Here is a 17,817-nt window from a genome sequence, read left to right as displayed (position 1 = left end):
CAAGAAGTACCTTTTATCAACCTGGAATAGAAGGTGTCTTTTTATGTATTCTCAAATGAATGAACCTCAAGGAAGACCATCTAAGGATGCAATAAAAGTCTGGATTATTAGCGCAACAATTGAAAATGTAATTGGATTCATCATCTTAGGTGTTTTATTAATTCTAGACTTTCATTTTTCATGGAAGGAATGGATTTGAATAAATAAAAGCCAACTGAAAGACAGCTGGCTTAATTCTGCATCTTATTTGATAAAGTGAACATTACTCTTAAATTCCGGTTCACTCGTGTTTGGCAAATACCAGAGGGTATTCAATGTTATCCCTTTTTCGTCAAACATCGCCGCCAGCTCTTCCATAAAAATGCCGCGGGTCGGGTCACACGATGGACTACTCTGAATCCCTAGCAAACCGACAATTTCATAATCATTTTTCATATAGTCTTCAGCTTGTATAAGGACAGGCTTTAGAATCTCCCGGCAATGTTGCCTGTATTCGGGTGTATTGTATTGTTCGTACGTCATCGATGGTCGATTAAGTCCGAGAAAGGTAAATTCCGGGCATGGCAGCTGGAGAAATCCGTAGCCTGCTTTCATTGCCCACTCAACAGCTGAAAGGACAGCACCTTCTGCTCGTGCCTCATCTTCAATGACTGTATTCTGGTTTAGGATACAATGAGAAACTAGTAAAATCTTTTTACTACGCTGCATTTTTCTTCTCCTTATTCACGATCTTTGCTAGATTTGGCAAGCGGGCTATCATAAACATAACAAGCAAGCACGTAATGATTTTATCGACAAAATTGCCGGTTATCCTTGAAATAAATGTCGAGGCAAAGACACTTTCACCTGCTGATCTCATCCATAAGACGACTAAATCCATCCCGCTGCCATTTAATCCCCCGTATACGGCAACAGCAATCGGTGTCCCAATAAGTGGCGCAATAATCGATAACATAATTCCTGTGATAAGGGCGATATACCATTTCCTGAAATCAAACTTTTTCGCCATGTAACCAGCCACCAACGCAATGGCAATGTTAACAAGCCCAAAGAACATCGCAGATGGGCCTGTTGTGGCCCCAAGGACAACGTTTGTCAGTCCGCCAGCTAATGCTCCCCACCATGGGCCGAATAAGACGGCGACTAAAACCGTACCAATCGTATCAAGAAATAATAAAGGAATTTTCATTGATGAGACAACGGTTCCTAAAATGACGTTTAAAGCAATTCCCATTGCAGAATAAGTTAAAATCATAGTTTTACTTACTTTCATAAACCTTCCCCCTCATTTATAAAAAAATATTAAAATCCCTTTGCATCACCGCTTAAATAAAAGCTCCGTAAATTCTTTAATGATGGGTCGGTCTACCGTATCCGTCAGAGAAGTAAAATAAAAGTTTCTAAGATAGGGTTCGAATTTTTCAATAATTTGGATCCGACCTGCCTTTGCGGCTGGCAATGCAGCCAGCTTCGAGATAAAACTGATACCAAGTCCTGCTTCTACTGCAGCGATAACAGCTTCGGTACTGCCGATGGAGACAACAGAGTGCAAATCGGAAAGTGAACACTCATGGACGGACAGATAATCCTCCATTACCTTCCTCGTACCTGACCCTTGTTCTCTTAAAACAAAATCATATTGTTTGATCTGCTTAAACTCCGGGTCGTCTGAATGGATCATCGAGTGTCCATTTGGTGTAATCAATACGAGTGAATCAGTGGCAATCGGCCTGAATTGAAGTTTGGTTGACTCTTGCTCGAGGCCAATTATTCCTACATCAATTTGATGATCTAACAGTTTATCGAGGATTTTCTTAGAATCACCGATTTCAATGGTTACATCTACCTTTGGGTAAAGGTTTCTGAATGTTTTAATCCAACCTGGCACAAGATATGTTCCAGGAATGGTACTGGCACCGATGGTCAAGGTTCCGGTTAATGTATCTTGAAGACCGTGAAGTTCATCCTCCAACCTGCGCCATCTTTGTGTTACTTCTTTAGCGGCTTGATAAACAAGCTTTCCGGCAGCGGTTGGCTGTATTCCCGATGTGCCTCGTTCCAAAAGTTCCATTCCAAGCTCTTCTTCCAAACTCTTTATTTTAAGGCTTGTAGTTGGCTGTGAACTTTTTAAGGTGGCAGCTGCTTCTGAAAAGCTTTTTTTCTCGACAACCAAAATGAACGCTTCTAGTTTGTTAAAATTCATTTCTACACTCCATCTATATTAGAATATTTAATAATTTATATTTACTTTTTTTATATTAGGGTGAAAAAATAATAACGACAATTGACATCGTAGTTATACCATTATATTTTAACTTGATGGAACAGCATATGAAAGCGGGAATTATAAAACATCTGTGTCGATACTGTTAACGCTGGGTGTAGTAAATAATTTTATTGACTTTTTATAAAACGTGTGCTATAATATAAATTTATTGACATGTTAATGATCCCGTCATACAATATTCTCCTAGCAAATATTTTGCTGGGAGTTTTCTTTTTTTAGGGGGAGTTATCGTGGAAGCTAATAAGGAAAGTTTAACCGCGTTAGTCAGCTGCTTTGCCAGGGGATATCATGCATTGAACAGCAGCAAGCCCATTTTTAATGATCGGACTGCTCATTCACTTTTACGTGATGAGGAAAAACAGCTGATCGGCACCAATTGGGCGAATGCTATTTCTTTTTTTAATCCGGAAAAGAGTGAATCCTTGAAATCATTGGACGAAAAATTAGAGTGGGTGATGAACAATCAGACTGTTCCTCAATTAGTCAGCCGGGCACGATATGCAGAAGACAGTCTGATGTCTGCGATTGAGCGTGGTGTAAGACAATATGTGATTTTAGGCGCTGGCCTAGATACTTTTGCCCTGCGTCAGAAAAACTTGCCGGAAGATTTTATCATCTATGAAGTCGACCACCCCGCAACCCAAGCATTCAAAATTAATCGCCTACAAGAAATGGGTTTTGCCATTCCTGCAAACGTAAAATTTGTTCCCGTTGATTTTAAACACGGTTCTTTGTCTGAGGAACTGAAAAAAAGCGGCTATGATGCCGAGCAATTTGCCTATTTTAGTTTGTTAGGTGTCGTCATGTACTTAGAGAAACCTGATTTCTTTAACCTTCTTACTGCCATTTCAGAAATGTCTTTAAACGGCAGCTCCTTTGTCTTTGATTATCTTGATGACACGGCTTTTAATGATCAATTGGCCTCAAAGAAACTCATCCAAATGCGGCAAATTACTGCTACTACGGGAGAGCCGATGATCACTGGCTTCGATCCATTTGAACTGGACCGGGAACTCCAAGATTGCAACATGCTGCTATATGAAAATCTATCTCCTGCCAATATTGAAGAATTGTATTTTACAGACAGAGACGACGATTTACATGCCTTTGACCATTTTCACTTCGCTCATTTAGTTGTTCATAAATAAATTCTGACACCGTTCATTTTTTTGGACGGTGTTTTTTAATAAAAAATTTCCAAATCTGCAACCTTTTGCTATCGTTATACGTGGTTAGGGTGAAAGGGGGAACAGGAGTGGAACTGGATCAGGCTTATCGTGAACATGTAAATGATTTATACCGATATCTGTACTCCCTTTCAAAGGATCATTATATCGCTGAGGATTTGGTTCATGAGGCTTTTTACCGGGCTTATTTGCATCTTGAGGACTATGAAATCTCCAATATTCGCGCATGGCTGTTTAAGGTTGCCTTTCATGCCTTTATTGATTTCCAACGAAAAAATAAACGTTTGGTCATTCAGGATCAATTGGAAGAGAGAGATTCTTTAAAGGAAACTCCGGAAAAAAGGCTGCTAGAGAAAGAGAGTTTTCAATTATTATTAAACGACATTCATTCATTAAAAGAACAGGAACGGCATGTATTACTGTTATGTGATTTACATCAGCTTACCTACAATGAAGCAGCGGAAATTTTGGAAATGAACATAAATACGCTGAAAAGCAACTTGCATAGGGGCCGCAAGAAAGTCATGGACAAAGTGAAGGAAAGGAAGAAGGCAGATGAGTGATGAAAAGAAGGGTTTCGAAGAAGATTATCAAGATTATTTAAAGGAATCACTGAATGAAGTAAGTGGAGTTCACCCTTATTCAGAAAAGAGCCAAACGGAGATCGTCACGATTGGGAAAAATATGGCCCGCAGGACGAATATCATGATCAGTCTGGCCATTCTGTTATTAATTGTTCCTGTCATGACGTTGGCCTCCTACATGTACTATGCCATTGGCGATAGGGCAAACCGTCTGATTGATGTTGTCACGAAAACGATTTATGTGACCGAGCCAAATATGAGTTTGGAAGAGCTTCGCTTAGAACATGACATTGGCTTTTTTTCAATGAATATCAACTTTGACGTATATAAGAAAATTGGCAAGGAAGATTACAAGGCAGGTAACTATGATATTGACTTTTTGTTAGACAAGGCTAACTTTCCTAAGAAGAATTTGAATCTAGATAGGCCGTTAGCGGAATATCCGGATAAGGATACAGAGGTCTTGTTTCACCCTAAAGCATCCGTTCCGTTTAATAGAAGGGATCAATGGGATATGTTAAATAAGCTTCCTAATGGGACTGTTGCTGAGGTATATATATCATTAAACGATGTAATGAAACCGGAGGAACTGAAGAAAATTCTGCCCAAGAATATGGAACTTCGCTGGCTGGCGGTAGATACAGGGTTGGATGCGGCACAGGTGGATGGTGAAGGGGTGCCAATTACTCCGCTCGGCTACCCGGCACAATATGATCCGACTACCTGGTCCCCATTTAAAACAGATAATCAGACAAATGAAGAAGTGTTTCTCGATATTTTGTCGTTGCTTGAAAAAAACGAATCGATTGCTGAAAAGGTCGCCCGGGCTAAATCATTGTCCCTGAAAAGCCGCATAGCCTATATTAAGAAACACGGTATCAAGGTGTATGGTGCTGTGATCACCGGCCCGACGGAAGAATTGAGAAAGCTAGAAAATGTAAAAGAAATTAGTACGATGAAGGTAGGGGAGGTAAAACTATGGAACTGGGAATAAAGAAAAAAAGAGGCAACAGACGCCTTCCGACAATATCGGGATTTTTATCTTTTCTGATTGCGCTAATCTCCTTAGCCGGTTTAAATGTTGCTCTATTAATAAAGAACTCAGAGTTTCCCGGGCTCTTTATCCTTCAATTGCCAATTGTAGGCTTTTTTCTCGGACTCGCGGGGCTAGTGACCCTGAGAAGATCGAGATTATATGCCATTTGGGGGCTTTCTCTTAATATCTTTTTACTCATTTTTACCCTTTTAATGGTGATTGCATCGTTAAGCATTAATCCAAAACCATAACAGTAAATTTTTTATGAAAAATGGTACAGAATCCCCTTCGCTGGACATACTGTGTATAAAAGCCTGTCCAACTGAGGTGGTTGAATTGGAGAAAGCAGCAAATTTATGTTGGGAAGGGCTGACATTAAAACATGTCTCCCACCCCAAGATTGTTAAACCATATATACTATTTATTTTTTCTGCCCTTCTGGTTGAATTGTTTTTGATTGCACTATTTGGAGTGTCTGGTTTTATTTTTTATCAAAACAGCTTTAGTCCGGATATTGTCTATTATATTTGCGGTGCAGTATTGCTTTTAATGTTTGTTATTACAATTTCAGTGCTAAAAGCCATTATTTCCAGGTGGAATATTTTTTAAAATCTCATTAGTTTCTTATTCTTTATTCGAAAGAAGTTCCGATACAGTTACAAAGTTGTATCCTTTTTCCTTGAGTGCCGGTAGAAAGATCTTTAGAGCCTGGAGGGTCTGACTTCGGTCGCCGCCGCCATCATGCAGGAGGATAATATCGCCATTACGTGCATGACTAATGACATGATTAGCGATATTTAGAGCCCCCGGAAGGGACCAATCTTTTAATTCTTGATGATATGACCAAAGTACGACCCTGTATCCTAGCTCCCTTGCCTCTTGCAGCAGAGAATTGTCTAAATATCCTCCGGGCGGTCGAAACAGCTTAGGATGATTTGGTTGATATTTTTGGATAATTCGATCTGCCAAAACGACTTCGTGGCGCATCTGTTGGAAGCCAACCTTGTTTTCGTAAGGATGTGTCATGGAGTGATTGCCCAATTCATGACCAGCCTCGACAACTTGTTCGACAACATCTGGATACAGTTCCATTCTGTTTCCGATTTGAAAAAATGTTGCATGGGCACCATACTTCTCGAGTAGTGCAAGAATCTGAGGCGTATAAACAGGATCGGGGCCATCGTCAAATGTTAAAGCGATGACCTTTTTATGTGTTGCCACATCCCAGATCACATGCCCAGTGGGCTCCACTTGCTCTCTCTTAATCATCTCCGCGAGCACATTATTTTGACCACTTGTATAAAAACAGAAAACCGCGATAACGAATTGAACCCATTTCTTCATGACAAAAGCTCCCTCAACGACCTATAACTTGTTAGTCTTAATAATGTGTGCCATTATCATCATTCCTATGTTAAGAATCAAAGTAACTGTTTTCCAGAACAGATGGCGGGGTTATTCATACAGCAAAGGTTGTTGCTAGAATGATACCCGCTGATGAAATCACCGATTAAAAGTAGATATTTGAAACATTCCCATTTTTTCAACGTAATACAATTATGGAAGGGAGATGGTCTGGGTGAGCAGATATTCAATGGATGAATTTATTAAACAGACGGAACAAAAGGATAAAGGGGAAGGATTTTTCGAATTAGAAACTCCGCGCATGCTTGAAGTTAACTTGGATGGCCTTGTATGGGCTAAAGCGGGATCCATGGTCGCTTATCATGGGAAAATAAAGTTTGATCGCGAAGGCATCTTGGAGCACGGACTTGGGACGGCCTTTAAAAAGGCGTTAACCGGTGAAGGGGCTTCCTTAATGAAAGCCAACGGCCGGGGGAAATTGTATCTTGCTGATGAAGGGAAAAAGATTATTATCCTAAATTTGCAAAACGATTCGATCTATGTGAATGGAAACGACTTGCTGGCATTTGAACCGGGGATTAAATGGAAGATAAAATTGATGAGGCGGATTGCCGGAATGATGGCTGGCGGTTTATTCAATGTCCACTGTGAAGGTACCGGCATGATTGCGATAACCACTCACTATGAGCCGTTGACATTACGGGTTTCGCCGGGTCAGCCGGTTATTACTGATCCGAACGCCACGGTTGCCTGGTCTGGAAACCTCCAGCCTGAGTTTCAAACGGATATCAGTTTAAAGACCTTCTTCGGAAGAGGCAGTGGCGAATCGATCCAAATGAGGTTTGAGGGCGATGGATTTGTTGTAGTGCAGCCTTATGAAGAGGTTAAGAGGGTGGAGAAGGGTTAACTTCATTGTGAATAAGCGGATGAAGACCAAAAGTACAAACGAAATCGGAAAAAAGGTCTTCATCAAGCCGATGAAGACCAAAAGTGTAAACGAAATCAGAAAAAAGGTCTTCATTAAGCGGATGAAGACCAATAGTGTAAACGAAATCGAAAAAAAGGTCTTCATTAAGCGGATGAAGACCAAAAGTGTAAACGAAATCGGAAAAAAGGTCTTCATTAAGCGGATGAAGACCAAAAGTGTAAACGATATCAGAAAAAAAGTCTTCATTAAGCGGATGAAGACCAAAAGTGTAAATGAAATCAGAAAAAAGGTCTTCATTAAGCGGATGAAGACCAAAATTGTAAATGAAATCGGGAAAAGGGTCCTCGTTAAGCGGATGAAGACCAATAGTACAAACGAAATCCCCAAAAAGGTCTTCATTCATAATAAGTCCATTGATGAACCCCCACTTTTTTATAATTCTTCTCCAAAATCTTTCTAATAGTTCTTTTAGAATCTACAACCCTACACCAATCATAAATCAAATTCGATGTAATTCTCATTTCAGGAAATAGAAGCTTTAATTCATTCACACTCCGCAGAACAGCTGATGTCACCAATTCATCATGCCCACAATCGCCGCACACACATTTCTTCCCTTGAACAGAAATCGAAAACGAGCGGCATAGCTCACATGTAATCCCTTTTCGCAGCCCTTCATAATTATATTGAGGCAACGTGGTATAAGGATTTTCTTCAATATGAAGGGAAATTAGTTTGTCAGCCAGCATCTTGTGTTTTCCAGTTAGTCTTGATGATCTCATATCAAATTTTTTCAAATAGCTATTTACCTGTGTTGGAAAAATAAAAGGCTTGTCGAGAGGTGCTTGGTATAGGGTGAACCCGGGATTGATAAAAACGACCTGGGCTTCGATGGGCAAAGTAAACCCAATATTATGAAGTAATTGTCGGAGCAGGGATTCGCAGCGGTTCAATTGATGTAGTGGATTAGTATATTCCTTTTTGGGCCTTTTGTATAATCTGTCTGCTTCTGGATCAATTACGTAAAAATAATCACCTTCAAAATTTTTCACTTCATAAAGGTAAAGCTTTTCAGAAATAATAATCAGCGAATCAATTTGAAAAGTAGTGTTGTTTACTTTGAATAGCAGGTCATTTAAGATAAGGCACTCACATTGAAGATTCTCCGTCAAGGCATCAAACATGAGCTCGCCTTCATATCCCTTTTTAAGGCTAAAATAATGCTGTTTGTCTTTTTCGGGTAAGGTCATTAAGGTATTTAACAATTCCAAAATGATTAATTCCTTAGATTTAGTACGGGGTTTATACGCCATATGCCACTTCCTTTCTTTTCTTAATTGTATAAAAGAATTACATCTATTTATCCTAAAGGATTGAACATTTTGTTAACATTAAAAAACAACATCTAATCCACATGATTAGATGTTGTTTATTCAGTATTTATTTTTTCAAATGATATGGGACAGTCGTAATAATAACATTTCTCCGATATAACAGGAACGAACGAATCAGTAAGCTAGACTGGTTATGAAGAATATTGTGCCAGCCTTTTTTCGGAATAAATTGCGGGATGACCACGGTAACTTGGTAATTTGATTCACTCGCTTTATGTTCAACAGTATCGACAAATTTGGTCAATGGTTGAATAATACTGCGATAATGTGAATGTAGTGTCACGAGCCGGACATCAGGCTGCCAATTCTTCCACTTCTCTTCAAATTTCTTTTCATCGTCTCTTTCAAAAGAGACGTAAACCGCAATAATCTGATCAGGTGAAAGGGATTTTGCGTAATTGATGGAGTTTTCTACGACATGCGTAATTCCAGCAACAGGCACAATAATGACATTCCCTTCAATTGGGACAGCAGGCTCACAAGTTGTAATCCGGAGTTGGTCGCCAACTGCCTCATAATGCCTTCTTATTCTGTGAAAAATAAAAATGATAAGGGGTAAGAAAATTAACACAGGCCACACCCGATCGAACTTGGTTAAAAAGAACACAATGGTAACCGTAAAACTAATGAGAGCCCCAGTTGTGTTAATAATGAACTTCGGCACCCATCCAGTTGGTTTTTCACGAATCCATTTCAGCATCATTCCCGTTTGTGACAACGTAAAAGGAATAAAAACTCCCACGGCATAGAGCGGAATAAGATGTTCCGTCTGGCCTTCAAAAAACATAATTAAAAGAATGGAGGCAACACCAAGGATGATGATTCCATTGGAGTAACCTAACCGGTCACCTCTAATGGTAAACATTCTTGGGATAAATTTATCTTTGGCTAAGTTTACTGCGAGTAAAGGGAAGGCTGAATACCCCGTATTGGCGGCAAGGATTAAAATTAATGCCGTTGTCCCTTGAATAAAATAATACATTCCATTCCGTCCAAAGGTTTCCTCTGCAATTTGTGAGACGACCGTCACCTCAGCACGAGGAGAAATTCCATAATAATAGGCTAGAAATACGATGCCTGAAAAAAGTAAAGCTAGTAAAGTTCCCATGGCCATTAAGGTTTTGGCCGCATTTTTGGGAGCCGGGTCTTTAAAATTTGGAATGGCATTGGATATGGCCTCGACGCCTGTAAGTGCTGAACTGCCGGATGCAAATGCTCGTAATAGAATAAAGAGACTTACTCCGGCTACAGGTGTACCAAGTGGAGCCGATAAATCGGGTGAAACCTTACCCGTTAAGACATTGAATAACCCGACTCCAATCAATATAAATAAGGCAAGCACAAATAAATAAACAGGGTAGGCTAAAATTGTAGCAGACTCTGTTAGTCCTCTTAAATTCAAGATAGTTATGATCAAGACGAATATAATTGCAATGACTACCTTATGTGAATGAAAGGAAGGAAAAGCAGATGTAATGGCATCGGTTCCAGCGGAAACACTTACAGCTACCGTTAAAATGTAGTCTACTAATAATGACCCTCCAGCAATAAGCCCTGGGTTAACCCCTAAATTTTCCTTCGAAACCACATACGCGCCGCCGCCATGCGGATAGGCAAAAATAATCTGCTGGTAGGATAGAATTAATGCAGCTAATAGTATTAGTACTCCGATTGCAATGGGAATGGAGTACCAAAAGGCAAGGGTGCCCAATGTAACAAGGACAATCAATATTTGTTCAGGGCCATAGGCAACGGATGATAACGCATCCGAAGAAAGGATGGCTAATGCCTTCGTTTTAGAAAGTTTTTGTTCCCCTAGTGCAGTTGATTTTAAAGGACGCCCAATTAAAAATCTCTTTATTGAAGAAATCACTGCTGTTCACCGCCGAATAGTTATAAATATAGTGTTCTCTTTTTAACTAAAAAAAACCATTTCCAATAAGAGTTAAAAAAAGTCTACAAGTCACCAAAAATAGACTTGTAGACATTATTTTTCATGTCGAACAAGTTCCACCTTCCTTCTCATATAACGCTTACGAGGTTAGCTGTCGGATTCGGACCATTGAGTAGCCCTACCTTTTAAAGGATTCACCCCTTGGGTTATAGATCAACCCGCAAACACGGTTCCCCCGTACCATATGGTTTCAGCGATTTAGAAATTTGAAACTGTGGATTATCATACTCCCGCGTACCTAAAAAGTAAATACAAAAATTTATAAACTTTTAACGAATGTTATTCCAACATATGTAAATAATAGTGATATTTTATTTCGATAGGAGTGAAAATATGTTCAGCCCTAAAAAACCCATATTAACTGATCAATTTTTAGACGAATTAGCAAAAGAAATATCCCTACTTTATGGAAATCCTGAATATGAAAATAAGGTTTTGCGGGTAAAGAGTGGGGTAGAGATACAGAAGTCGAAGCAAAATAGAGAAGAATGAAACCAATATATTTAATCAATCGATTAATTAGTTTAGTCCGGTATCATTCAAACGATTGATTAAAATACATTTCTTGCTGATGATAATTGATAATTTCCCAAAACTTTACAGAAAAAATTGTAACAGAGGGCAGGATGTGCTATTGTAAAGTTGAATAAAATGACTAAAAAACTAAATCAGTCAAAGGGGAGGGCGAGGAGATGGCACCCGACAGAAGAAAGATGATTGTGGAAGCGGCAACAAAGTCCTTTTCCTTATTTGGTTTTAAAGCGACAACAATGGATCAAGTCGCAAAGCTTGCCAATGTTGGAAAAGGAACCATTTATACTTTTTTTAAAAATAAAGAAGAGTTATTTGAAGAGATAATATCTACGCTTGTAAAGGAAATGATTGCCGAGGCTGATGCCGTCATCCAAACAGATTTGCCGTTTACAGAAAATGTCCATCGTGCCTTATACCGTTTATTAGAATTTCGCTCCCAGCACCAACTCATGATTAAGCTTGTCCAAGAAGAAGCTGAAATGGGAACATTGACGGTCTCGGAAATGCTGCAGCATGTGGAAAATGAGATAATTGCATATTTGAAGCTAAAAATTGAGACAGCTATTGCGAAAGGTTCAATCCCTGAGGTCAACACAGAAGTCACCAGCTTTCTGTTGCTGAAAATGTATATTGCCCTTGTGTCTGACTGGGAAAGAAATCACGAACCGTTAAGTTCCGAGCAGATTGCTGAAATTATGAAGGTATTTCTATTGAAGGGATTGCCGAGGTAACAGGTTTTTATGCCTATAGCTTCATGAAGGACAGATCACACGGTTTGGAATAGGGATTAGTCCTTCATCGGCTTCATGAAGGACAGATCGCTTCGTTTGGAACAGGGATTAGTCCTTCATCGGCTTCATGAAGGACTAATCGTCCGGTTTGGAATAGGGATTAGTCCTTCACACCAGCTTAAGACCCGTCCGTTACTGCCTTTTGCTTAAGTTCTCCTGAGCCATTTTAACGAGCTCGCGCACCATGCTGCCGCCGAGCCGGCCGCCGACTTTTCCGGCCTGTTCGGATGTGAGCTGGCCGTTATAGCCTTTTTTCAAGGGAACACCGACCTCCTCGGCAGCTTCAAATTTCGCATCCTCGGGGTTTACGGATTGAACAACCTTCGCTTTAAGTGCATCGAGTCCCCTTCGTGCTTCAGGAACAAGTATTTTATTTCTTCTCGCCATCGAAAATCCCTCCTTTAAAAATAGGATTTCCCTAATATAAAAATTCATCAATAATGACTGGATAAATCCTTATCTTTCCAGTATAATAGCTGGTAATCGAGCTTAGAAAAAATCAATGAAAAAGAGAGTAGTTATCTAGGAAGTGAAAGCGAGTCAGGGGTGGTGTGAGCCTGATACGGAGTAGATAATGAAGCGCACTTTTGAGATGCTGACCCGAATAAAGTAGGGGAGCCGGAGAATCCTCCGTTATAAAGTAAAGCCGGTTCAGAATTGAACAATTAGAGTGGTACCGCGGGATTATCAAACTCTCGTCTCTTTATATAAGAGGCGAGGGTTTTTTGTTTTTTATAAAAAAGGAGGTCTATAGATATGAATTTTAAGAAGGAGCTGGCAGCCGTTCTTTTTGAACTGCTTGACCAGGAGATTACAGCAGCGGAACTGGAACTGATGATTGAGAAGCCAAAAAACGCCACACACGGGGATTTAGCCTTTCCGTGCTTCACCCTAGCTAAGGTAAAAAGAAAATCACCTAATCTAATCGCACAGGAACTAAGTGGAAAGATTCAAGCACCCATTTTTGAAAAAGTAGAAGTGGTAGGCGCGTATCTTAATATCTTTTTAAATAAAAAGTTGGTTTCTGAACAACTTGTCAACAGCATTTTCGAACAAAAGGGTCATTTCGCAGACCTCGAATTTGGGGCAGGTGGCCATGTCACAATTGATATGTCGTCACCAAATATCGCGAAGCCTTTTTCAATGGGGCATTTGCGTTCGACTGTCATCGGAAACTCTATCGCCTTGATTACAGAGAAATGCGGTTATAAAGCCATCAAAATTAACCATCTTGGTGACTGGGGTACACAATTCGGGAAGCTAATAACCGCCTATAAACTATGGGGCGATGCCGAAAAGGTAAAACAAAACCCGATTAAGGAGTTACTCGCACTTTATATAAAGTTTCATGAAGTGGCAGAAGCCGATCCATCACTAGAAGATCAAGGCCGGAGTTGGTTTAAACGCTTAGAGGATGGCGACGAGGAAGCGTTAAGTTTGTGGCAATGGTTCCGCGATGAATCGCTGAAGGAGTTTTCAAGAATCTATGAGTTAATGAACGTTGAATTTGATTCCTATGCCGGTGAGGCTTTCTATAATGACAAAATGGATCGCATCGTTAAGCTGCTTGAGGAGAAACAGCTGTTGATTGAATCCGATCAAGCACAGGTTGTCGAGTTAACCGAGGAACAGTTGCCGCCATGCCTCATTAAAAAATCGGACGGTGCAACACTCTATGCGACCCGTGATTTAGCTGCCGCACTCTACAGAAAAGAAAACTATGATTTTGTCCAATCGTTATACGTGGTCGGCCATGAACAAAGCCTTCATTTTAAACAGTTGATAGCCGTATTGGGAAAAATGGGCTATGAGTGGGCCGAGAAAATGGTTCATGTTCCATTTGGCATGATGTTAAAGGATGGAAAAAAGATGTCTACTCGGAAGGGAAAAGTTGTCCTTTTAGAGGAGGTACTAAATGAATCGATTGCGATGGCACGCCACAATATTGAAGAGAAAAATCCAAACCTGGCAAATAAAGATGTAGTAGCGAAGCAGGTAGGTGTGGGCGCGGTTATTTTCCACGATTTAAAGAATAATCGAATGAACGATATCGAATTTTCCTTAGAGGAAATGCTGCGTTTTGAAGGGGAAACAGGGCCATATGTCCAATATACCTTCGCCCGTGCCTGCTCGATTTTACGTAAGGCGAATTGGCAAGCCGATTCACAGCCTAAAACCTATCCAAATTCCTGGGACAAGGAATGGAAAGTAGCAAGTCTGTTAATGGAATTTGCCCCTGCTGTTAAAAGAGCCTGTGATAATTACGACCCATCACAGGTGGCAAAATATATTGTTGACCTTGCCCAAGCCTTTAATAAGTATTACGCAGAGGTAAAAGTTTTGGAGGAAAGCATGGAAAAGCAAGCACGCCTGGCCCTTGTTTACAGTGTAACGGTCGTTCTTAAAGAAGGATTACGATTATTGGGCATTGAAGCACCGGAAGAAATGTAAGGCCATTTTGTTTCCTAATTGGAGAATAATGGTATAGAATAAAACTATGCAAATTTTAAGGGGGACTATCCAAATGAGCGAATTGTTATTTAAAAGCTTTGAGTTAACAAGAAACTATCTAATTAAAAATGTGGAGGCTTTTGACGAGGCAATTCTTGATGTCCAGCCGCAAGGATTTAACAATACAATCCACTGGCATATCGGCCATGTTTTAACCGTTGCAGAACAATTTATGTTTGGTTTTCCGAAAAAATCAACGAATCTGCCAGCAAACTATATGGAACAATTCGCAACTGGCACTAAGCCTGCTGACTGGCAAGGCGACGTTCCATCTGTTCAGGAATTGACTGCACAGTTAAAGGAGCAACTAAAGCGCATTAAGGAAATTCCAGGAGAAAGCTTTAACGAAAAGCTGAAAACTCCATTCCTAGGTCAAGAAACATTTGGTGAACTTGCTAACTTTGCCGTTTTCCATGAGTCGAATCATCTAGGACAAATGCATGCAATGAAACGCGTTATTGAAGCAGCAAAAATAAAATAACACATTTTCACATGAAATTTCGTTTCTACATGCCGTAGAAACGTTTTTTCATTGATAAAAGAGAGGGAGACTTCACCTTTTATGGAAAAACAGGTAACGAAAGAAAGGATTTGGACAAAAGACTTTGTTCTGATCTGTTTAGCAAACTTCTTTATCTTTCTTGGCTTTCAAATGACGCTGCCGACGATTCCATTGTTTGTGGAGGATTTAGGTGGTAATGAACAATTAATCGGGTTTGTGGTAGGAATCTTTACCTTCTCTGCATTGCTGCTGCGCCCTATTGCAGGAAGTTCACTTGAAACAAAAGGGAGAGGCTTTGTTTATCTCATTGGGCTTACCGTTTTTGTTCTATCAGTTGGCTCCTTTGGATTTTTAACAAGTATGGTTTTCTTATTTGTGATGCGTGTTGTCCAAGGGGCTGGCTGGGGATTTTCCACCACGGCATCAGGAACGATTGCTACTGATTTAATCCCTGCTTCGAGAAGAGGCGAGGGAATGGGCTATTATGGGCTTTCCGGCAATTTAGCATTGGCATTTGGCCCCTCCCTTGGGCTAATTCTGACCGGTATTATTTCGTTTAAACTGTTTTTCCTAATTTGTGCGGGATTAGGATTGATGGCGCTTCTATTGTCATCCAGAATTACCTATAAAAAGATCGAACCCAAGCCGAAAGATAGCAAAACCAAGCTCGATCTTTACGAGAAAAGCGCCTTGAAGCCGTCGATGCTAATGTTCTTCATTACGTTCACATTTGGCGGGATTGCTGCTTTTCTCCCGTTATATACGGCTGAAAAGCATATTGCCGGCATTCAATTTTACTTTCTCATTTATGCCCTTGCCTTGATGGTGACAAGGACTTTTGCAGGGCAGCTGTATGACCGGAGAGGACATATCGCGGTTTATATTCCGGGTACATTGTTAATTTTGATAGCCATGATTTTGTTAGCATGGCTTCCAAACAGCATGATTCTGTTTATCGCGGCTGTTTTCTACGGTCTTGGCTTCGGTACCGTGCAGCCTGCCTTACAGTCATGGGCGATTGAAAAGGTTCCAATGAATCGAAGAGGGATGGCGAATGCGACGTTCTTTTCCTTTTTCGATTTAGGTGTCGGTATCGGAGCAATGGTGTTTGGGCAAATTGGTCATCTCTTCGGATACAGCAGTATTTATAAAACGGCAGCTGTTTCGATTTTCATTTCGATGCTGCTTTATTTCTATTTCCTATATAAAGATCGGGTTAGTGCAGTACACCAAGGATCATAGAAAGAGTTAGTTAACGGTCAGAGGGCATGGAGTAAATCTCCATGTCTTTTTATTTTCCTGGTAAGTATGGATGATTCTGTGGCAAAGAGGATAAATTAATTATAGTGAATAACCTGAATTTTGCTTCTTTCCGTCATATAGTTGACACGCAATACCAGCAATTCTATAATCGAATAGTTGTTTGAAAACGCTGTCGATTTTTGTCGTAAAATTTATATTATGATCGTATACACTGAGGTCATCTTTGAAAAAGGAGAGAAACTTTTTGAAATTTATTTTGTTTTTGGCGGCATTGGTCGTTATCTTTTTACTTGCTTTTATCGTAAGTAATAATAAAAAAGGAATAAAATTGAAGCCGGTAGCGATTATGCTGGTTTTGCAGCTAGTATTCGCTTATTTATTGCTTAATACAGAAATAGGTCTTGTGATTATTAGAGGTGTGTCAGGGTTGTTTGAGCATCTTCTCAAGTATGCGGCTGAGGGAGTCAACTTTGTCTTCGGCGGAATGGCAATGAAGGGAGCAGCACCCTTTTTCTTAAACGTACTGATGCCGATTGTCTTCATTTCCGTCTTAATAGGAATCGCCCAGTACATAAAAGTCCTGCCAATCATTGTCCGTTTCCTTGGCTTGGTTTTAAGTAAGGTGAATGGTCTTGGAAGATTAGAATCCTATAACGCGGTTGCATCTGCTGTTTTTGGTCAGTCTGAGGTGTTTATTTCGGTAAAAAAACAGCTTCCGTTCCTACCTGAACATCGCTTGTATACATTGTGCACTTCGGCGATGTCAACGGTGTCGGCATCAATTTTAGGGGCTTATATGACCATGATTGATCCGAAATATGTCATTACCGCGCTCGTGTTAAACTTATTTGGCGGATTTATCATTGCCAATATCATTAATCCTTATGAGGTAACGGAACAAGAGGATATTATTGACATTCAGGATTCTGAAAAACAAACCTTTTTTGAAATGCTTGGGGAATATATTTTGGATGGATTCAAAGTGGCCATTATCGTCGGCGCGATGCTAATTGGATTTGTTGCGTTAATCAGCATGATTAATTATGTCTTTGCGGCGATTTTCGGCATCAGCTTCCAAACTGCACTAGGTTATGTGTTTGCTCCACTGGCGTTTGTTGTTGGCATACCTTCATCCGAAATAGTCGATGCGGGAACTATTATGGCGACCAAGTTGTTATCCAATGAATTTGTGGCCATGATAGATTTAGGAAAAATATCGGAATCCTTGTCTAGCAGAACAGTGGGCATTATTTCGGTTTTCCTCGTATCGTTTGCTAACTTTTCTTCCATTGGGATTATCTCAGGTGCCGTAAAAGGTTTAAACGAAAAGAAAGGAAATGTGGTGGCAAAGTTCGGTCTTAAATTGCTATTTGGCGCAACACTTGTCAGCTTATTAACCGCCGCCATTACGGGCATCATGCTTTAGTTTAAAGGTAAATAGTAGAAGTTCCTTATTAAAATCTTTTGTGATAAAATCATAA

General features: G+C 40.1%; 21 protein-coding genes, 1 riboswitch and 1 other annotated feature. Of the genes, 13 read left to right on the top strand and 8 right to left on the bottom strand.

Annotated features, from left to right (window positions below; genetic code table 11):
- Positions 1 to 43: 43 nt before the first annotated feature.
- Entirely contained in the window at positions 44 to 199 is a 156-nt protein-coding gene (locus BABA_RS27110) for a hypothetical protein (protein WP_007083596.1), read from the top strand.
- 44 nt (positions 200 to 243) lie between these two features.
- Here the strand turns inward: BABA_RS27110 and BABA_RS02735 are convergent, their stop codons facing one another.
- Genes BABA_RS02735 through BABA_RS02725 form a run of 3 tightly spaced genes read right to left on the bottom strand, consistent with a single transcriptional unit; the run spans position 244 to position 2,203 of the window.
- Complete coding sequence (locus BABA_RS02735; RefSeq protein WP_007083595.1) at positions 244 to 708, bottom strand: CD3072 family TudS-related putative desulfidase; 465 nt, start codon at positions 706 to 708, stop codon at positions 244 to 246.
- Positions 698 to 1,273, bottom strand: a complete 576-nt coding sequence (locus BABA_RS02730; protein WP_007083594.1) for a CD3073 family putative ECF transporter S component — start codon at positions 1,271 to 1,273, stop codon at positions 698 to 700. The genes BABA_RS02735 and BABA_RS02730 overlap by 11 nt, the downstream gene beginning before the upstream one ends.
- A 45-nt stretch (positions 1,274 to 1,318) precedes the next feature.
- Positions 1,319 to 2,203, bottom strand: coding sequence for a selenium metabolism-associated LysR family transcriptional regulator (locus tag BABA_RS02725; RefSeq protein ID WP_007083593.1), 885 nt, complete (start codon positions 2,201 to 2,203; stop codon positions 1,319 to 1,321).
- A 314-nt stretch (positions 2,204 to 2,517) separates the two neighbouring features.
- Here BABA_RS02725 and BABA_RS02720 point away from each other — a divergent pair, with 314 nt between their 5' ends.
- From BABA_RS02720 to BABA_RS02700, 5 genes are all read left to right on the top strand, one after another.
- A complete protein-coding gene (locus tag BABA_RS02720) occupies positions 2,518 to 3,435 on the top strand; it encodes a class I SAM-dependent methyltransferase (protein ID WP_007083592.1) in 918 nt (305 codons plus the stop codon).
- Between the two features lie 107 nt (positions 3,436 to 3,542).
- Positions 3,543 to 4,037 (top strand): sigma-70 family RNA polymerase sigma factor, encoded by a 495-nt coding sequence (locus BABA_RS02715; protein WP_007083591.1) that lies wholly within the window; start codon positions 3,543 to 3,545, stop codon positions 4,035 to 4,037.
- Positions 4,030 to 5,052, top strand: coding sequence for an anti-sigma factor (locus tag BABA_RS02710; protein ID WP_007083590.1), 1,023 nt, complete (start codon positions 4,030 to 4,032; stop codon positions 5,050 to 5,052). Before BABA_RS02715 ends, BABA_RS02710 begins: the two co-directional genes overlap by 8 nt.
- A complete protein-coding gene (locus tag BABA_RS02705) occupies positions 5,037 to 5,345 on the top strand; it encodes a hypothetical protein (protein WP_007083589.1) in 309 nt (102 codons plus the stop codon). Before BABA_RS02710 ends, BABA_RS02705 begins: the two co-directional genes overlap by 16 nt.
- Before the next feature lie 13 nt (positions 5,346 to 5,358).
- Complete coding sequence (locus BABA_RS02700) at positions 5,359 to 5,703, top strand: hypothetical protein (RefSeq protein ID WP_235749547.1); 345 nt, start codon at positions 5,359 to 5,361, stop codon at positions 5,701 to 5,703.
- A gap of 15 nt (positions 5,704 to 5,718) precedes the next feature.
- Here BABA_RS02700 and BABA_RS02695 read toward each other — a convergent pair whose 3' ends face one another.
- A complete protein-coding gene (locus tag BABA_RS02695; protein WP_157273084.1) occupies positions 5,719 to 6,438 on the bottom strand; it encodes a polysaccharide deacetylase family protein in 720 nt (239 codons plus the stop codon).
- Between the two features lie 235 nt (positions 6,439 to 6,673).
- On the opposite strand from BABA_RS02695, the gene BABA_RS02690 reads away from it, so the two are divergent.
- Positions 6,674 to 7,366: an AIM24 family protein gene (locus BABA_RS02690; protein WP_040345017.1), complete on the top strand. Its 693-nt coding sequence runs from the start codon at positions 6,674 to 6,676 to the stop codon at positions 7,364 to 7,366.
- On the opposite strand, the gene BABA_RS02685 is transcribed toward BABA_RS02690, so the two are convergent.
- The 3 genes from BABA_RS02685 to BABA_RS02675 all read right to left on the bottom strand — a co-directional run bounded on the left by BABA_RS02685 (position 7,344) and on the right by BABA_RS02675 (position 10,654).
- A complete protein-coding gene (locus BABA_RS02685; RefSeq protein ID WP_007083585.1) occupies positions 7,344 to 7,790 on the bottom strand; it encodes a hypothetical protein in 447 nt (148 codons plus the stop codon). The two genes, BABA_RS02690 and BABA_RS02685, sit on opposite strands and share 23 nt — an antisense overlap.
- Positions 7,783 to 8,700 carry a nuclease-related domain-containing protein gene (locus tag BABA_RS02680; RefSeq protein ID WP_007083584.1) on the bottom strand — a complete coding sequence of 306 codons (918 nt, stop codon included), beginning with the start codon at positions 8,698 to 8,700 and terminating at the stop codon, positions 7,783 to 7,785. Before BABA_RS02680 ends, BABA_RS02685 begins: the two co-directional genes overlap by 8 nt.
- 127 nt (positions 8,701 to 8,827) lie before the next feature.
- Entirely contained in the window at positions 8,828 to 10,654 is a 1,827-nt protein-coding gene (locus BABA_RS02675; protein WP_007083583.1) for an APC family permease, read from the bottom strand.
- Between the two features lie 141 nt (positions 10,655 to 10,795).
- Positions 10,796 to 10,941: riboswitch (cyclic di-AMP (ydaO/yuaA leader) on the bottom strand.
- 127 nt (positions 10,942 to 11,068) lie between these two features.
- Between BABA_RS02675 and BABA_RS27930 the strand changes: the two genes are divergently transcribed.
- Positions 11,069 to 11,227, top strand: a complete 159-nt coding sequence (locus BABA_RS27930) for a hypothetical protein (protein WP_235749545.1) — start codon at positions 11,069 to 11,071, stop codon at positions 11,225 to 11,227.
- Positions 11,228 to 11,427: 200 nt separating this feature from the next.
- The gene (locus tag BABA_RS02670) at positions 11,428 to 12,000 is read left to right on the top strand and encodes a TetR/AcrR family transcriptional regulator (protein ID WP_007083582.1); all 573 of its coding nucleotides are present in this window, start codon (positions 11,428 to 11,430) and stop codon (positions 11,998 to 12,000) included.
- Positions 12,001 to 12,192: 192 nt separating this feature from the next.
- On the opposite strand, the gene BABA_RS02665 is transcribed toward BABA_RS02670, so the two are convergent.
- Positions 12,193 to 12,447, bottom strand: a complete 255-nt coding sequence (locus BABA_RS02665; RefSeq protein ID WP_007083581.1) for an alpha/beta-type small acid-soluble spore protein — start codon at positions 12,445 to 12,447, stop codon at positions 12,193 to 12,195.
- A 106-nt stretch (positions 12,448 to 12,553) separates the two neighbouring features.
- Positions 12,554 to 12,766, top strand: a binding site (T-box leader).
- 50 nt (positions 12,767 to 12,816) lie between these two features.
- Between BABA_RS02665 and argS the strand changes: the two genes are divergently transcribed.
- The 4 genes from argS (at position 12,817) to BABA_RS02645 (ending at position 17,762) form a co-directional block, all read left to right on the top strand.
- Complete coding sequence (gene argS / locus BABA_RS02660; RefSeq protein WP_007083580.1) at positions 12,817 to 14,511, top strand: arginine--tRNA ligase; 1,695 nt, start codon at positions 12,817 to 12,819, stop codon at positions 14,509 to 14,511.
- Positions 14,512 to 14,584: 73 nt separating this feature from the next.
- Positions 14,585 to 15,052 carry a DinB family protein gene (locus tag BABA_RS02655; RefSeq protein WP_007083579.1) on the top strand — a complete coding sequence of 156 codons (468 nt, stop codon included), beginning with the start codon at positions 14,585 to 14,587 and terminating at the stop codon, positions 15,050 to 15,052.
- A gap of 81 nt (positions 15,053 to 15,133) precedes the next feature.
- A complete protein-coding gene (locus BABA_RS02650) occupies positions 15,134 to 16,315 on the top strand; it encodes an MFS transporter (RefSeq protein ID WP_007083578.1) in 1,182 nt (393 codons plus the stop codon).
- Between the two features lie 265 nt (positions 16,316 to 16,580).
- On the top strand, positions 16,581 to 17,762 hold the full coding sequence (locus BABA_RS02645) for a NupC/NupG family nucleoside CNT transporter (RefSeq protein ID WP_007083577.1): 1,182 nt from the start codon (positions 16,581 to 16,583) through the stop codon (positions 17,760 to 17,762).
- Positions 17,763 to 17,817 lie beyond the last annotated feature (55 nt).

The sequence above is a fragment of the Neobacillus bataviensis LMG 21833 genome (genome assembly GCF_000307875.1).
Classification (GTDB): Bacteria; Bacillota; Bacilli; order Bacillales; family Cytobacillaceae; genus Neobacillus; species Neobacillus bataviensis.
This window is presented reverse-complemented; position numbering and strand designations above follow the sequence as displayed.

Excerpts from the sequence above, each read along its gene's own strand:
- BABA_RS27110 (WP_007083596.1), top strand. The coding sequence starts at position 44 with ATGTATTCTCAAATGAATGAACCTCAAGGAAGACCATCTAAGGATGCA.
- BABA_RS02735 (WP_007083595.1), bottom strand. The coding sequence starts at position 708 with ATGCAGCGTAGTAAAAAGATTTTACTAGTTTCTCATTGTATCCTAAAC.
- BABA_RS02730 (WP_007083594.1), bottom strand. The coding sequence starts at position 1,273 with ATGAAAGTAAGTAAAACTATGATTTTAACTTATTCTGCAATGGGAATT.
- BABA_RS02725 (WP_007083593.1), bottom strand. The coding sequence starts at position 2,203 with ATGAATTTTAACAAACTAGAAGCGTTCATTTTGGTTGTCGAGAAAAAA.
- BABA_RS02710 (WP_007083590.1), top strand. The coding sequence starts at position 4,030 with ATGAGTGATGAAAAGAAGGGTTTCGAAGAAGATTATCAAGATTATTTA.
- BABA_RS02705 (WP_007083589.1), top strand. The coding sequence starts at position 5,037 with ATGGAACTGGGAATAAAGAAAAAAAGAGGCAACAGACGCCTTCCGACA.
- BABA_RS02700 (WP_235749547.1), top strand. The coding sequence starts at position 5,359 with ATGAAAAATGGTACAGAATCCCCTTCGCTGGACATACTGTGTATAAAA.
- BABA_RS02695 (WP_157273084.1), bottom strand. The coding sequence starts at position 6,438 with ATGAAGAAATGGGTTCAATTCGTTATCGCGGTTTTCTGTTTTTATACA.
- BABA_RS02685 (WP_007083585.1), bottom strand. The coding sequence starts at position 7,790 with ATGAATGAAGACCTTTTTGGGGATTTCGTTTGTACTATTGGTCTTCAT.
- BABA_RS02680 (WP_007083584.1), bottom strand. The coding sequence starts at position 8,700 with ATGGCGTATAAACCCCGTACTAAATCTAAGGAATTAATCATTTTGGAA.
- BABA_RS27930 (WP_235749545.1), top strand. The coding sequence starts at position 11,069 with ATGTTCAGCCCTAAAAAACCCATATTAACTGATCAATTTTTAGACGAA.
- BABA_RS02670 (WP_007083582.1), top strand. The coding sequence starts at position 11,428 with ATGGCACCCGACAGAAGAAAGATGATTGTGGAAGCGGCAACAAAGTCC.
- BABA_RS02665 (WP_007083581.1), bottom strand. The coding sequence starts at position 12,447 with ATGGCGAGAAGAAATAAAATACTTGTTCCTGAAGCACGAAGGGGACTC.
- argS (WP_007083580.1), top strand. The coding sequence starts at position 12,817 with ATGAATTTTAAGAAGGAGCTGGCAGCCGTTCTTTTTGAACTGCTTGAC.
- BABA_RS02655 (WP_007083579.1), top strand. The coding sequence starts at position 14,585 with ATGAGCGAATTGTTATTTAAAAGCTTTGAGTTAACAAGAAACTATCTA.
- BABA_RS02650 (WP_007083578.1), top strand. The coding sequence starts at position 15,134 with ATGGAAAAACAGGTAACGAAAGAAAGGATTTGGACAAAAGACTTTGTT.